The following is a 14,499-nucleotide window of genomic DNA, read 5'->3' as shown; positions in this document are numbered from 1 at the left end:
CTCGATCAACGCCCACGACTCATCGGTCAGCTCATGACGACGCACCACGCACAGACCAACGACGCCGACACTTTGCGGACACGACCTAGGCCAGCGGCCTGGGCTGGGTCAACTCGTCGTACACGCTGAGGACCTGGGCGACGGTCTCGTCCTCCGTCGGCCAGGTCGAGGCCTGCCGCACCCCGCGCTCGCGCAGCCGCGCGCACCATCCGGGATCCGCCAGCAGCCGTACGACGGTGCCGGCCAGGGCGTCCGCGTCACCGTAGGGGACGAGGGCCGCCGCGTCGCCGACGAGGTCGGGGATGCCGCCGACGCGGGTCGCGACGAGCGGCACGCGCGCGTGCAGCGCCTCCTGGGCGAGAACGGACCGTGACTCCCAACTGCTGGTCAGCAGCGCCAGATCGGCGGCGGCGAGCAGTTCGGGCACGTCGTCCCGGCGTCCGATGAGCCGTACCGGCAGCTCCTCGTCCTCGATGCGCCGCTGGAGCACCGGGCGCAGCGGCCCCTCGCCCGCGACCACCACCAGCGGCACGGGGTCGAGGTCGCGCCAGGCCCGCGCCGCGTCGAGCAGGACGCCGTAGCCGCGCTGCCGGTCCAGGGAGCCGACGGCGATGAGCAACGGGCGTCCGGTGGCGCCGAGTTCGGCCCGGATCTTGGGCCGCAGCAGGTCGGGGTCGTCCGGGTCCGCCAGGTGACCGGGCCGGCGCCGGCCCGGCAGGGTGACGGCCGCGAGCCGGGCGTCGCGCGCACCGCTCCGCCGGGCCAGGTCGACCAGGTCGGAGCTGGTGCCGAGGACCACGGCCGCGGTCCGCACGACCCGACGCTCGAGCACCCGCAGCAACTGTGCCCGCGGGCCCTCCGCGCGGGTGCGGCCGTGCCAGGTGACCACCAGCGGGGTGTCGCGCCCGCTGAGCGCGAGCACGGTCCGGAAGGAGGCGTGCAGACCGTGCGCGTGCACCAGGTCGGCGTAGGCGCAGGCCGTCCGGAGCGCGGCCACGGAGACCGGGTCGCTGCTGCGCGGCACGTGCACGTGTTCGGCGCCGGCTCCGGTGAAGTCGTAGGCGCGTTCGGCCTCGACGGGGGCGCACACGGTAACCCGCACGCCCCGTGCCACGAGACCCTCGGCCAGGGAACGCACGTGCGCGCTGCTGCCGGCGTTGCCTCCGCCGAGCACCTGCACGGTGCGCAGCGGCGACTGGCCGTGCGGTGCGTTGCTGCTCACGGGGGTCACGTGGCCGGGCTCCTGGTTCGCGTGGGCGGTACGAGGAAACGTACAGAAGGTAGCGGGCTCAGGGGGCCGGAAGGGCGCACCCCGCGCGCCTCCCGGGCGGACGGTCCGGACCCGACGCCCGCCCCCCGTCCGCTGCCAAGCATGCCAGGGCGTACGGCCGTTCAGGGACAGCCGGGAGGGCGCACCGCGCGGCGGGCCGGGGCAATGCGCCGGAGCACATCACCCACACGGAGGAGGGGAATCTCGCCATGGCCGAACGCGGCCCCGACATACGGTGAGGTCAGACGCGCACGGCGCGCGCCCAGGCGCTCACCCGGTCCCCGTACCGGGCCGCCACCACCACCGCGACCGCGTGGGCGAGCAGTCCCGAGCGCCGGTTCCCCGCCACCACGGCCGCCCCCAGCGCGGCGCCGAGGGCGTGCGCCCCCGTGTCCCCGAGCATCGTCCGTTCCGCCAGGTCCTCCGGCAGCACGGCCGCGGCCGCCCCCAGCGCACCGGCGGCCAGCTGCCCGGCGGCCCCCGCTCGCGCCGCCGCCGGCGCGCCGAGCAGGAGCACCACGCCGGCGGCCCGTCCGGGCCGTACGTCGACGAGGTTGACCAGATGGGCGGTGCCCGCGATGGCGGCCCCGGCGAGCAGTCGGTCGAACGGGTGTTCCTTCAGCAGTGCCCCCGCGGCCAGCGCCGCGGCCGAGATCCCGAACAGCTTCACGGCCCCGCTGGTGACCTCGCCGTCGCGCAGCGCCCCCAGATGCGCGCGGAAACCGCGCCGGTGGTCCCCGGCCACGTCGTCGTACGCCCCGCACGCCCCGGCGGCGAGGACCGCGAGCCCGGCCCCGGGACGCACCCGGGCCGCGGCGAGGGCCGCACCGAGTGCCGCGGCGGGCCCGGCGTACAGCCCGACGGCGCGCCCGGCGTGGTTCGTCCGCTCCCAGCGCTCCCGTCCGCCGGGGGCCCGGGCGCGCAGCAGAGCCTGCCCGGCCCGGGTGAGTGCGGCGGCGAGGAGGAAGGTGCGGGACGGTCGCGTCGTGCTGATCATCCGGTCACCCCGGTCGTCGCAGAGGTGCGGTCTCAGAGGTCGGCCCTGGCCGTCGCCAGGAGTTCCTCCGCGTGTGCCCGGGCCGTCTCGGAGTCCTCCTGGCCCGCCAGCATGCGGGACAGCTCGCGGATGCGGTCCTCGCCCTCCAGGACCTTCACGCCGGAGCGGGTGACCGATCCGTCGTCGGTCTTCTCCACCAGCAGCTGCCGGTCGGCGAACGCGGCGACCTGCGGCAGGTGGGTGACCACGACGACCTGCGCGGTCCGGGCGAGCTTCGCCAGGCGCCGGCCGATCTCGACCGCGGCCTTGCCGCCGACCCCGGCGTCGACCTCGTCGAAGAGGTACGTCGGCACCGGGTCGGTGCCCGCGAACACGACCTCCACGGCCAGCATCACCCGGGACAGCTCACCGCCGGACGCGCCCTTGGCGATGGGCCGGGGCGGGGCGCCGGGGTGCGGGGCGAGAAGCAGTTCGACCTCGTCCACGCCCGACGGCCCGTAGGCGACCGTACGGCCGCCGACCTCCACGCCTTCGGGGTCCTCGGTCTGCCGGATGTCGAAGGACACGCGCGCGTGGGGCATCGCCAGCGAGGCCAGCTCGGCGGTCACCGCGGCGGCGAACCGCTCGGCGGCCTCGGCGCGCGCGTCGGTCAGCGCCTGCGCCAGGCCGCCCAGCTCGGCGCGCAGGGCGTCCCGCTCGGCGGTCAGCTCCCCGGTCCGCTCGTCGTCGCCGTCCAGCTCGGTGAGGCGCGCGGCGCTCTGCTCGGCCCAGGCGAGGACGGCGTCGACGTCCTCGCCGTACTTGCGGGTCAGTGCCGTGAGCGCGGCCCGTCGCTCCTCCACGGCGGCCAGTCTCAGCGGATCGGCGTCCAGGTCGTCGGCGTATCCGGCCAGTTCGCCCGCCACGTCGCCGAGCAGGATCCCGATCTCCCCGGCCCGGTCGGCGAGCGCGCCCAGCGCCGGGTCGTGGGAGCGTACGGCCTCCAGCGCCCGGTGGGCGCCCGCGACGAGGGTCGAGGCGTCGATCCCCTCCGGGTCCTCCGGAATGCCCGCGAGAGCGGCGTGCGCGGCTGTCGCGGCGGACGCCAGCGCCTCGGCGTGCCCGAGCCGCTCCGCCTCCTCGGCCAGCTCCGCGTCCTCCCCGGGCCGCGGCTCCACGGCGGCGATCTCGTCCAGCCCGTACCGCAGCAGGTCGGCTTCCTGCGCCCGCTCACGGGCGCGTGTGGTGATCTCCTCCAGTTCGGCGGAGACGGCCCGCAGCCGCCGGTACGCCTCCGAGTAGGCGGCGAGCGGCACGGCGACGGCGTCGCCCGCGTACCGGTCCAGGGCCTGCCGCTGCCGGGACGACTTCAGCAGCCCCTGCTGGTCGGTCTGCCCGTGCACGGCCACCAGGTCGTCGGCCAGTTCGGCGAGCAGCCCGACGGGCACGCTGCGCCCGCCCAGATGCGCCCGGGAGCGGCCCTCGGCGGAGACGGTCCTGGTGATCAGCAGGGCCCCGTCGTCCAGCTCGGCGCCGGCCTCCTCGGCGCGGACGACGGCGGTGGCGTCGGCGGGTACGGCGATCCGCCCCTCGACGACGGCCTTGTCGGCGCCGATCCGCACGAGCGCCGGGTCCGCCCGGCCGCCGAGCAGCAGCCCCAGGCTGGTGACCACCATGGTCTTGCCCGCACCCGTCTCACCGGTGACAGCGGTGAACCCCGGTGACAGCTCGACGACAGCGTCGTCGATGACCCCGAGTGACCGTATCCGCATCTCCTCCAACACGGAACAGACCATACGAGGTCCGGGGCGGGGAGTGCACATGGCCCGCCCGTGCCGGTGCGCCGAGTGGTGCGGCCGCGACGAGCGACGAAGCACCCGCACCCGCCGGCGAACCGCGGTCGGCCCCCCGATCCGCTAGTGCGGCGCTCCCCGCCACCCGGTCGTCGGCAGCGCGAACTTCGCCACGATCCGGTCGGTGAACGACGAGTGGTGCAGGCGGGCCAGCCGCACCGGTACGGCCCCCCGCCGCACCTCCACCCGCGCCCCCGGCGGCAGCTCGACGGTCCGCCGCCCGTCGCACCACAGGACCCCGGGCGGGACATGCGGCAGGACCTCCACCGCCAGCACCGAGTCCGGCGAGGTGACCAGCGGCTTGGCGAACAACGCGTGCGCGCTGATCGGCACCATCAGCAGCGCCTCCACCTCGGGCCACACCACCGGTCCCCCGGCGGAGAACGCGTACGCGGTGGAGCCGGTCGGCGTGGACAGCACGACCCCGTCGCACCCGAACCCCGTCACCGGCCGCCCGTCGATCTCCAGCACGACTTCCAGCAGCTTCTCGGCGCCGGCCTTCTGCACGGCCGCCTCGTTCAGCGCCCAGTCGGTGTGCACGATGTCCCCGTTGCGGTGCACGACGACGTCGACGGTCATCCGCTCCTCGACCTCGTACGACCGTGCCACCACCCGGTCCACCACCCGGTCCAGGTCGTCCCGCTCGGCCTCCGCGAGGAACCCCACGCGGCCGAGGTTGACGCCGAGCATCGGCACCCCGGAGGCCCGCGCGAACTCGGCGCCCCGCAGCAGCGTCCCGTCACCACCGAGCACGATCAGCAGCTCGCACCCGTCGAGGCACTGCGGGGTGGCCTCCTTGACGAGCCCCACCTCGTCGGGCAGCGGCAGGTCGCGGGCCTCCTCCTCCAGCACCCGCACCCCGATGCCGTGCCGGAGCAGGCCCTTGACGACGAGTTCCGCGCTGCGGATCGCCGCGGGCCGCCCGGTGTGGGCGAGCAGGAAGACAGTACGCGCCAGGTTCTGTGTCACCGGGGCCCCTCCGCCACTGCACGGTCGACGTCGGCCGGGTCCACCTGGGGTGCTCCCGCCCGCAGCCAGAGAAAGTACTCCACGTTCCCCGAGGGCCCGGGCAGCGGACTCGCGGTGACGCCACGCACCCCGAGCCCCAGCTCCCAGGCCTTCCGGGCCACTCCCCGCACGGCCTCCGCCCGCAGCTGCGGACTCCGTACGACACCCCCGCTGCCGAGCCGCTCCTTGCCCACCTCGAACTGCGGCTTGACCATCATCACCAGGTCGGCGTCCGGCGTCACGCACCGCTTCAGGGCGGGCAGCACCAGCCCGAGCGGGATGAAGGACAGATCGCCCACGACTAGATCCACCGGCTCCCCATCGATCGCCTCAAGCGTCAACTCGCGTACGTTCGTACGGTCCTTGACGGTGACGCGTTCATCGTTGCGCAGACTCCAGGCGAGCTGCCCGTAGCCGACGTCCACCGCGACGACGTGGGCGGCGCCCGCGCGCAGCAGGACATCGGTGAAGCCGCCGGTGGACGCGCCGGCGTCCAGCGCGCGCCGGCCCTCGACGGCGAGGCCCTGCGGCAGGAAGGCGGCGAGCGCGCCGGCGAGCTTGTGCCCGCCCCGGGACACGTAGTCCGGGTCGCTGTCGTCGGCCCGGACCACGATCGCCGCAGCGGCCTCCACCTGGGTGGCCGGCTTGCTCGCCACGGTCCTGCCGACGGTGACCCGGCCGGCGGCGATCAGCTGGCCGGCGTGCTCGCGCGAGCGGGCGAGCTTCCGGCGGACCAGCTCCGCGTCGAGACGGCGGCGTGCGACTCCTGCCACGTTCGGTTCAGCTCCTGCTCTTCGTACGGCGGTCACGGGGTGCGACCCGGAGGGTCTCATCGGGGACCGGCGGTCGGGCGACGGTCCGGAACCGGGGGTCCCGGGCGGGCGTCGAGCGCGGTGAGCGCGTCGCGCAGCCCCCGGTGTACATCCTCGTACACCTCGGTGTGCCCGTCGGTGGCGAGGTGGCCGGCGTCGGCCAGCCGCTCCAGCAGGGCGTCGATCCCGGCGTCGCCGGTGGGGGTGATCGGGATGTTCAGGGGGGCCGGGGCGGCGGGCTCGTACGCGGGCTCCGTCGCGGCGGAGGTCCCGGCCTCGGACACGGACTCGCTCATGCCCAGACGCTACCCCGAACCGCTGGGGTACCGTCGGTGGCGATGGCCACGATCGAGGAGTGCCGCGCCGCACTGGGGAAGCTTTCGGACAACATGCAGGGGGCCGGGGGCGAGGTGCAGGCCGCCGCCGCCCTGGACCGCTCGGTCAGCTGCCACATCACCGACCTCGACGTCACCTTCGCGGGCCGGCTGACCGGCGGCCGGATCGAGATCGACGCGACCCGTCCGGGGGAACCTCGCGAGCGGGCGCAGATCCGGCTCGCCATGGCCGGCGACGACCTGGTGGCCCTGGTGAGCGGCGGGCTGAACTTCGCGACCGCCTGGGGCTCGGGCCGGGTCCGGCTGGAGGCGAGCCTGCTGGACCTGTTCCGGCTCAGGAAGCTGCTGTGACCCGCCGCGCCCGCGCCTTCCGGGCGGCCGGCACCACCAGCGGGGTGCCGGTCTCGGGGTCGTCGATGACCTGACAACGCAGCCCGAAGACCTCCTCGACCAGCTCCGCCGTGACGATGTCCTGCGGGGCGCCCTCGGCGACCACCTCGCCGTCGCGCAGGGCGATCAGATGGGTGGCGTAGCGGGCGGCGTGGTTCAGGTCGTGCAGGACGGCGACCAGGGTGCGGTTCTGGGTCTCGTGCAGCTCGGCGCACAGGTCGAGGACGTCGATCTGGTGCTGGATGTCCAGGTAGGTGGTCGGCTCGTCCAGCAGCAGCAACGGGGTCTCCTGGGCCAGCGCCATGGCGATCCACACGCGCTGGCGCTGACCGCCGGACAGCTCGTCCACGTACCGGTCGGCCAGCTCGGCGACCCCGGTCTGCCGCATCGACTCCCGGACGACCCGCTCGTCCCGCGCGGACCACTGGCGCAGCAGGCCCTGGTGCGGGTAGCGGCCCCGGCCGACGAGGTCGGCGACGGTGATCCCGTCGGGGGCGACGGACGACTGCGGCAGCAGACCGAGGGTCCGCGCCACCTTCTTCGCGGGCATCGAACGGATGGCCTGCCCGTCCAGCAGCACCCGGCCCCGGGTCGGCCGGAGCATCCGGGACAGCGCCCGCAGCAGCGTCGACTTGCCGCACGCGTTCGGGCCGACGATCACCGTGAACGAGTGGTCGGGGATCTCCACGGACAGCTGGTCCGCGATGACGCGCCCGTCGTAGGCGAGGGTGACGTTCTCGGCGGACAGGCGGTTCACAGTGCTCCTAGGGGTGTTCGGGGACGCGTCGCTCATATCCGGCCCGCCCGGCGCTCGGCGACCAGCAGCCACAGCAGGTAGCCCCCGCCGAGGACGCCGGTGACGACGCCGACGGGCAGCTGGTCGGCGCCGAAGAGGCGCTGGGAGACCCAGTCGGCGGCGACCAGCAGGGCGGCACCCATGCAGAGGGAGGGCACCAGGTTCGGCCCCGGCGATCGGGTCAGGCGCCGGGCGAGCTGCGGCGCGGTGAGCGCGACGAAGCTGACGGGGCCCGCGGCGGCGGTGGCGGTGGCGGTGAGCAGGACGGCGCAGACCATCAGCAGGAGCCGGACGCGCTGCACGCGCACACCGAGCGCGTTCGCGACGTCGTCGCCCATCTCCATCATCCGCAGGCCGCGCGCGTTGACGAGGACCAGCGGGACGAGGACGGCGCACAGGGCCAGGAGCGGGCGGACCTGGTCCCAGTCGCGGCCGTCGAGCGAGCCGGTCATCCACACCACCGCGCGGGCCGCGTCGACCAGGTCGGCCTTGGTGAGCAGGTAGCCGTTGACCGCGGTGACGATCGCGTTGACGCCGATACCGACCAGGACCAGCCGGTATCCGTGCACACCCTGCTTCCAGGCGAGCAGGTAGATGGCGAGGCCGGTCACCAGTCCGCCGATCAGCGCGCCGACGGTGACCTGGGCGGCGCTGCCGGACACCAGCACGATCACCACGAGCGCGCCGGCCGTCGATCCCTGCGACAGGCCGAGCACGTCCGGACTGCCGAGCGGGTTGCGGGAGACGGCCTGGAACAGGGCACCGCCGAGCCCCAGCGACGCACCGACCAGCAGGCCGACGAGCACCCGCGGCAGCCGCAGCTCGTTGACGATGAAGTCCTGGTAGGCGGTGCCGTTCCCGGCGAGGGTCCTGAGCACGTCGGCCGCCGGGATCCCCGCCTCACCGGTGCCGATCAGCGCGATCCCGGCGGCGAGCGCGGCGGCCAGCACCAGCACGACGACGGTCAGGACACGCGGGTCCAGCCGCAGGGACAGCCCGCCGGGCATGCGGACGGCACGGCTCCTGGTGTGGGTCTTCACAGCTGGGCCGTCCTCCGCCGTCGTACGAGAAAGATGAAGACCGGGCCGCCGATGACCGCGGTCACGATGCCGACCTGCACCTCGGAGGGCCGGGCCACGACCCTCCCGAGGACATCGGCGCCGAGCAGCAGCACGGGCGCCAGCACCGTGGCGTACGGCAGGATCCAGCGCAGGTCGGGGCCGGTGAAGGAACGGACCACGTGCGGGACCATCAGGCCGACGAAGACGATCGGGCCGCAGGCGGCGGTCGCCGCACCGCACAGCACCACGGCGGCCAGCATGGCCAGCGCGCGGGTCCGGCCGAGGTTCGCGCCGAGGGCCCGGGCGGTGTCGTCGCCCATCTCCACGGCGTTCAGCGGCCGGGCCAGGGCGAGCGCGAGGACGGTGCCGACCGCGAGGAAGGGCAGCACCTGGAGGATGGTCGAGTCGGTGGCCGAGGCCAGTGAACCCACCGTCCAGAAGCGCATCTTGCCCAGGGCCGCGCCATCCGTGATCATCACGGCCTGGAGATAGCCGTAGAGGGCCGCACTGATCGCCGTACCGGCGAGCGCGAGCCGCACCGGGGTGGCGCCCCGGCTGCCGCCGAGGAACCACACCAGCGCGCCGACCGCCGCCGCACCGAAGAACGCGAACCACACATAGCCCGTCAGGCTGGTGACGCCGCAATAGGTCATGGCCGTGACGACGGCGGCGGAGGCGCCCGCGTTGATGCCGAGCAGCCCGGGGTCGGCCAGCGGATTGCGGGTCAGCGCCTGGAGCACCGCGCCCGACAGACCGAGCGCGGCACCGACCAGCAGCCCGAGGACCGTGCGCGCGAGCCGGTCGTCCACGACGACGTCGCCGTACGTCCCCGAGGCGTGGAACAGGCCGTGCCAGACCTGGTCCAGCGACAGCGCCTTGGCCCCGATCGCGATGCTCGCCAGGGTGACGAACGCCAGGAGCACGACCGAGAGCAGGAGCCCAACAGCCCTTGCCGCCCATCGCATCGGGGGCGCGGCCGCGGCTCCCGCGCGCTGTTCCGGAGGACTGTCGACCAACACCAGGTTAGGGTAGCCTACCCTGCACGCGATCACGATCCCCGGTGCCCGCACATCCCGCCGGGAGACTGCCTCAGAGTCCCAGCCGGGCCAGCGCCTTGCCCCCGTCCAGCTCGCACGAGCCGTCCCCGGCCGCCGTCCACGCCGCCGCGCACAGTGCCCGCAGCCCGTCCAGCGCCTCCCCGTCACCCTCCAGCGCCAGCCGGCCGGACCCGGCCGTCGCCGTCCAGCCACCGCAGCGGAATCCGTCACCCTCTGCGGTGACCTCCGGCTGCCCGGTGAGCAGCCCGCGCAGATCGGCGTCCACATACGTCGGCCGGTGCCGCGGCGGGGCGGAGAGCAGCTGCGCCGCGTCGGTGACGCCGGTCAGCACCAGCAGCGAGTCGACCTCTCCGTGGAACGCGCCCTCGATGTCCGTGTCCAGCCGGTCCCCGACCACCAGCGGGCGTTCGGCGCCGGTCCTGATGATCGTCTCCCGGTGCATCGGGGGCAGCGGTTTGCCCGCCACCTGCGGCTCGGCACCGGTCGCGATGCGCACGACCTCCACGGCCGCCCCGTTGCCCGGTGCGATGCCCCGCCCGCTCGGGATCGTCAGATCGGTGTTGGACGCGAACCACGGCACCCCGCGCCTGACCGCGTACGACGCCTCCGCGAACCGCCCCCACGGCAGATCGGGCCCGCCGTACCCCTGCACGACCGCCGCCGGGTCGTCGTCCGCCGACTCCACCGGCACCAGGCCGCGCTCACGCAGCGCCACCCGCAGCCCCTCCCCGCCGATCACCAGCACCCGCGCCCCGGCCGGCACCTGATCGGCGATCAGCCGTGCGACGGCCTGCGCGGAGGTGATGACATCACCGGCACCCGTCGGTATCCCCAGCTCCGTGAGGTGCCCGGCCACGGCGTCCGGGGTCCGCAGCGCGTTGTTGGTGACGTAGGCGAGACGCATACCCCCCTCGCGCGCCACGTCCAGCGAGTCGACCGCGTGCGCGATCGCGTTCCCGCCCGCGTACACCACCCCGTCCAGATCGAGCAGCGCCGTGTCGTACGCCTCGCTCAGGGGCCGCCCACTGCCCTCGGGCCTCGTCCTGACACCCTGGCTCATGTCGCATCGCTCCTCGTTCGCTGGCCTTTCCCCCGATCATCCCGCACGCCGCCGGCCCCACGTACGATGCCGGGATGAAGACAGCAGGTCACTCGGAGGCAACTGCGCGCCGAGGCCTGGAACTCACCCCGTTCCGAGGCCTCCGTTACGACCCCGACCGGGTCGGCAGCCTCGCCTCCGTCACGTCCCCTCCCTACGACGTCGTCGTGCGCCCCGACGGCCTGCACCACCTCCAGTCCGCCGATCCCCACAACATCGTCCGGCTGATCCTGCCCCAGGCCGGCACCCCGAGCGCCCGCACCGAGCAGGCGGCCGACACCCTCCGCCGCTGGCTGGACGAGGGCATCCTCATCGCGGACCCGGAACCCGGTCTCTACGTGTACGAGCAGCAGGACACCGAGGGCATACTCCAGCGCGGGGTCATCGGCACCCTGCGCGTCACGGATCCCGCCGAGGGCGTGGTGCTGCCGCACGAGGACGTCATGCCTCCCGTGGTCGCCGACCGCGCGGCCCTGATGCGCGCCACACGCGCGAACCTCGAGCCGTTGCTGCTGACGTACCGGGGCGACGGCACCGCCGCCGAGGTCGTCGAACGCACGGCCGGCAGCCCGCCGCTACTGGCCACGACCACCGAGGACGGCTTCCACCACCGCCTGTGGTCCGTCACCGACCCCGGCGACGTCACGCGCGTCCGGTCCGACCTCGCCGGCCGGCAGGCCCTGATCGCCGACGGCCACCACCGCTGGGCCACCTACCTGCGGCTGCACGCCGAACACCCCTCGCCCAGCCCCTGGGACCACGGCCTGGTACTCCTGGTGGACACGGCCCGCTACCCGCTGCGGGTCCGCGCCATCCACCGGCTGCTGCACGGCCTGCCGGTCGCCGACGCCCTGACGGCCGTGGCGGGCCTGTTCCGGACACAGCGACTCGACATGCGGCTGCCCCAGGCCCTGGAGGCGCTCGCCGACGCCTCCTGCGAGGGCAACGCCTTCCTGCTGGCCGGCGACGGCGTCTTCCACCTCCTCGACCGTCCGGACCCGGACCTGCTGGCCCGGACGATCCCGGCGGACCGCCCGGCCGCCTGGCGTTCCCTGGACGCCACGGTCCTGCACACCACACTGCTGGAGCACGTCTGGCGGATCCCGGAGGACTCCCCGGCCCACATCGCCTACATCCACGACACGGCCGCGACGGTCGATAAGGCGGAACGCGACGGCGGCACGGCCGTCCTGATGCACCCGGTCCGCGAGGAGGTCGTCCGCGATCTGGCCCGGCAGGGCGTCACGATGCCCCGCAAGTCGACGTCGTTCGGTCCGAAACCGGCCTCGGGGCTGGTGCTGCGCGCGCTGGACATCTGACCGGACAGAAGCGACGGCACCGGACGGCACGAAAAAGAGGGCAGGCTCCCCGGGGAGCCCGCCCTCTTCGTCACCGACCTGCGTCAGTCCTTGTCACCGGCCTCCGGGGAGGCGACATCCCGGGGCTCGACGGCCTCGGCGGGCTCCCCGGCCTCGACGGGCTCGCCCGGCGCCTCGGACTCGGTGAGCTCCTCGACCTCGCCGGACTCGGCGTGCTCCTCGGACTCGGCGTGCTCGACTGCCTCGACGGGCTTGCCGGACTCCTCGCCGGACTCCTCGGACTCATCCTCGGCCAGGGCGTCGACGAACTCCACGCCGTCCAGCTCTGCCAGCCGGTCCGACGCGTCCGTGCTGCCGTCCCGGTCGGCCTCGACCGCCTTGGCGAACCACTCGCGCGCCTCGCGCTCCCGGTCGGCGGCCAGCAGCGCGTCGGCGTACGCGTAGCGCAGGCGAGCGGTCCACGGCTGCACCGACTGGGAGGCCAGCTCGGGGCTCTGGAGGGTCACGATGGCCGCGTCCAGCTGCCCCATGTCACGCCGGGCACCGGCGGCGACGAGCCGCATCTCGACCTGGCCGGCCTTGTCCAGCTTGTGCACCTCCGGCGCGCCGGCCATGTCCAGCGCCTTCTCCGGCCGTCCGAGCCCGCGCTCGCAGTCGGCCATCACCGGCCACAGTTCCACGGTGCCGGTCATCCGCCGGGCGGCCCGGAACTCCCCGAGGGCCTCGGCGTACTTCTGGGTGGCGTACGCGGCGAACCCGGCGGCCTCCCGTACGGCGGCCACGCGGGACGCCAGGCGCAGGGCCACCTTGGAGTAGGCGTACGCGCCCTCCGGGTCCTCGTCGAGGAGCCGGGCGACCATCACCAGGTTCTTGGCGACATCCTCCGCGAGCGTCTTGGGCAGACTCTGAAGCTCCTGCCGGACGTCCTTGTCGATCTCGTCGCCCGTGACATCCTCCGGGATCGGCAGCCGCTTGATCGGCTCCCGGTCCCGGTCCCGCTCGTCCCGGAACCGGCTGCCACCACGGTGGTCGTCCCGGCGATCGTCACGGCGGTCGTCCCGCCCGTCACGACCCCGGAAGCCACCGGGTCGACCACCGCGGTCGTCCCGGTGCGGCGCGCGGCCACCGCGGTCGTCCCGGCGGTCGTCACGACGGAAACCACCGCGCTCACCGCGGTCGTCGCGACTCCGGAAGCCGCCCCGGTCCTCACCGCGACGGTCGTCACGGCGCTCGACACGGCTGTCGTCACGACGGAAGCCGCCGCGGTTGTCGTCGCGGCGCTCGTCACGACGGTCGTCGCGGCGGAAGCCGCCGCGGTTGTCGTCCCGGCGGAACGAGGGACGGTCGCCGCCCCGGTCCCCGCCACGGTCGTCGTCACGGCGGTACGACGGGCGGTCGCCACCGCGGTCGTCCCGGCGGAAGCCGCGGTCCCCACGGTCGTCCCGACGCGGCCCACGGTCACGATCGTCCCGCTGGAACGCCGGACGCTCACGCCGGTCATCACGCTGGAACGCCGGACGCGAAGTCCGGTCACCGTCACGGCGGTCATCGCGCTGGAACGCCGGACGCGAAGTCCGGTCACCGTCACGGCGGTCATCGCGCTGGAACGCCGGACGCGAGGTCCGGTCGCCGTCACGGCGGTCATCACGCCGGCCGGCGAAGCCGCCACGGTCGCCACGCTCGCCGTGGCCGCCACCACGGCGGTCGTCACGACGGTCGTCGCGGCGGAAGCCACCCCGGTTGTCGTCCCGGCGGAAGCCGCCGCGGTTGTCGTCCCGGCGGAACGAGGGACGGTCGCCGCCCCGGTCCCCGCCACGGTCGTCGTCACGGCGGTACGACGGGCGGTCGCCACCGCGGTCGTCCCGGCGGAAGCCGCGGTCCCCACGGTCGTCCCGACGCGGCCCACGGTCACGATCGTCCCGCTGGAACGCCGGACGTGAACCCCGCTCACCCTCACGCCGGTCATCGCGCTGGAACGCCGGACGCGAACCCCGGTCGCCCTCACGGCGATAACCGCCGCCACGGCTGTCGTCACGACGGTCGTCACGACGGAAGCCACCGCGCTCGCCACGGCTGTCGTCACGACGGTCGTCGCGGCGGAAGCCACCGCGGTCGTCGTCGCGCCGGCCGGAGCCCGCACGGTCGTTGTCACGACGGCCGCTGTCACGACGGTCGTTGTCCCGGCGGAAGCCACCACGGTCGCCGCGGTCACCTCGGTCGCCGCGGTCACCTCGGTCGCCGCGGAAGCCCCCGCGGTCGCTCCGGTCACCACTGTCCCGTCGCCGCTGGTCGCGCTCCGGTCGGTCGTCGGGAGAGTTGGTGGGCATGGTGACTCCTTCTTCGGTACACAAGCATGGTAAAAGCAAAAGGACCCCTGGTCCCAGCTGAACGCTGGGACCAGGGGTCCTCCAAATATTGTTCGGCGGCGTCCTACTCTCCCACAGGGTCCCCCCTGCAGTACCATCGGCGCTGTGAGGCTTAGCTTCCGGGTTCGATATGTAACCGGGCGTTTCCCTCACGCT

The 14,499-nt window shown here is 74.3% G+C and carries 13 protein-coding genes, 1 rRNA gene and 1 pseudogene; 2 read left to right on the top strand and 13 right to left on the bottom strand.

The genetic code is table 11. The annotated features are described in order from the left end of the window. Nucleotides 1–85 precede the first annotated feature (85 nt). The 6 genes from ACF1BE_RS34760 to ACF1BE_RS34735 all read right to left on the bottom strand — a co-directional run bounded on the left by ACF1BE_RS34760 (nucleotide 86) and on the right by ACF1BE_RS34735 (nucleotide 6,215). Nucleotides 86–1,231: a glycosyltransferase family 4 protein gene (locus ACF1BE_RS34760; RefSeq protein ID WP_392202985.1), complete on the bottom strand. Its 1,146-nt coding sequence runs from the start codon at nucleotides 1,229–1,231 to the stop codon at nucleotides 86–88. 280 nt (nucleotides 1,232–1,511) lie between these two features. After that, complete coding sequence (locus ACF1BE_RS34755; RefSeq protein WP_392202984.1) at nucleotides 1,512–2,267, bottom strand: hypothetical protein; 756 nt, start codon at nucleotides 2,265–2,267, stop codon at nucleotides 1,512–1,514. Nucleotides 2,268–2,299: 32 nt separating this feature from the next. Then, nucleotides 2,300–4,042, bottom strand: a complete 1,743-nt coding sequence (gene recN, locus ACF1BE_RS34750; RefSeq protein WP_392202983.1) for a DNA repair protein RecN — start codon at nucleotides 4,040–4,042, stop codon at nucleotides 2,300–2,302. A gap of 120 nt (nucleotides 4,043–4,162) precedes the next feature. Then, the gene (locus ACF1BE_RS34745; protein ID WP_121789511.1) at nucleotides 4,163–5,068 is read right to left on the bottom strand and encodes an NAD kinase; all 906 of its coding nucleotides are present in this window, start codon (nucleotides 5,066–5,068) and stop codon (nucleotides 4,163–4,165) included. After that, nucleotides 5,065–5,880, bottom strand: a complete 816-nt coding sequence (locus ACF1BE_RS34740; RefSeq protein ID WP_392202982.1) for a TlyA family RNA methyltransferase — start codon at nucleotides 5,878–5,880, stop codon at nucleotides 5,065–5,067. Before ACF1BE_RS34740 ends, ACF1BE_RS34745 begins: the two co-directional genes overlap by 4 nt. A gap of 56 nt (nucleotides 5,881–5,936) precedes the next feature. Beyond that, nucleotides 5,937–6,215 carry a hypothetical protein gene (locus ACF1BE_RS34735; protein ID WP_392202981.1) on the bottom strand — a complete coding sequence of 93 codons (279 nt, stop codon included), beginning with the start codon at nucleotides 6,213–6,215 and terminating at the stop codon, nucleotides 5,937–5,939. A gap of 42 nt (nucleotides 6,216–6,257) precedes the next feature. On the opposite strand from ACF1BE_RS34735, the gene ACF1BE_RS34730 reads away from it, so the two are divergent. Continuing rightward, the gene (locus ACF1BE_RS34730) at nucleotides 6,258–6,605 is read left to right on the top strand and encodes a sterol-binding protein (protein ID WP_392202980.1); all 348 of its coding nucleotides are present in this window, start codon (nucleotides 6,258–6,260) and stop codon (nucleotides 6,603–6,605) included. Here the strand turns inward: ACF1BE_RS34730 and ACF1BE_RS34725 are convergent. The 4 genes from ACF1BE_RS34725 to ACF1BE_RS34710 all read right to left on the bottom strand — a co-directional run bounded on the left by ACF1BE_RS34725 (nucleotide 6,589) and on the right by ACF1BE_RS34710 (nucleotide 10,619). Beyond that, nucleotides 6,589–7,437 (bottom strand): ABC transporter ATP-binding protein, encoded by an 849-nt coding sequence (locus ACF1BE_RS34725; protein ID WP_392202979.1) that lies wholly within the window; start codon nucleotides 7,435–7,437, stop codon nucleotides 6,589–6,591. The genes ACF1BE_RS34730 and ACF1BE_RS34725 overlap by 17 nt on opposite strands. Further along, nucleotides 7,434–8,447 (bottom strand): FecCD family ABC transporter permease, encoded by a 1,014-nt coding sequence (locus ACF1BE_RS34720; protein WP_392202987.1) that lies wholly within the window; start codon nucleotides 8,445–8,447, stop codon nucleotides 7,434–7,436. The genes ACF1BE_RS34725 and ACF1BE_RS34720 overlap by 4 nt, the downstream gene beginning before the upstream one ends. A gap of 29 nt (nucleotides 8,448–8,476) precedes the next feature. Beyond that, nucleotides 8,477–9,520: a FecCD family ABC transporter permease gene (locus ACF1BE_RS34715; RefSeq protein WP_392202978.1), complete on the bottom strand. Its 1,044-nt coding sequence runs from the start codon at nucleotides 9,518–9,520 to the stop codon at nucleotides 8,477–8,479. A 70-nt stretch (nucleotides 9,521–9,590) separates the two neighbouring features. Then, nucleotides 9,591–10,619, bottom strand: a complete 1,029-nt coding sequence (locus tag ACF1BE_RS34710) for an HAD hydrolase-like protein (protein ID WP_392202977.1) — start codon at nucleotides 10,617–10,619, stop codon at nucleotides 9,591–9,593. 74 nt (nucleotides 10,620–10,693) lie between these two features. Between ACF1BE_RS34710 and ACF1BE_RS34705 the strand changes: the two genes are divergently transcribed. After that, nucleotides 10,694–11,977, top strand: a complete 1,284-nt coding sequence (locus tag ACF1BE_RS34705; RefSeq protein WP_392202976.1) for a DUF1015 domain-containing protein — start codon at nucleotides 10,694–10,696, stop codon at nucleotides 11,975–11,977. 83 nt (nucleotides 11,978–12,060) lie between these two features. Here ACF1BE_RS34705 and ACF1BE_RS34700 read toward each other — a convergent pair whose 3' ends face one another. The 3 genes and pseudogenes from ACF1BE_RS34700 to rrf all read right to left on the bottom strand — a co-directional run. After that, nucleotides 12,061–12,945 carry a hypothetical protein gene (locus ACF1BE_RS34700; RefSeq protein WP_392202986.1) on the bottom strand — a complete coding sequence of 295 codons (885 nt, stop codon included), beginning with the start codon at nucleotides 12,943–12,945 and terminating at the stop codon, nucleotides 12,061–12,063. Between the two features lie 24 nt (nucleotides 12,946–12,969). Beyond that, a pseudogene (locus tag ACF1BE_RS34695) lies at nucleotides 12,970–14,328 on the bottom strand (hypothetical protein); the annotation flags it as partial. 66 nt (nucleotides 14,329–14,394) lie between these two features. After that, a 5S ribosomal RNA gene (rrf, locus tag ACF1BE_RS34690) occupies nucleotides 14,395–14,499 on the bottom strand; the annotation flags it as partial.

Origin of the sequence: Streptomyces sp. NPDC014991, from assembly GCF_043080665.1 — a bacterium.
Taxonomy (GTDB): Bacteria; Actinomycetota; Actinomycetes; order Streptomycetales; family Streptomycetaceae; genus Streptomyces.
This window is presented reverse-complemented; position numbering and strand designations above follow the sequence as displayed.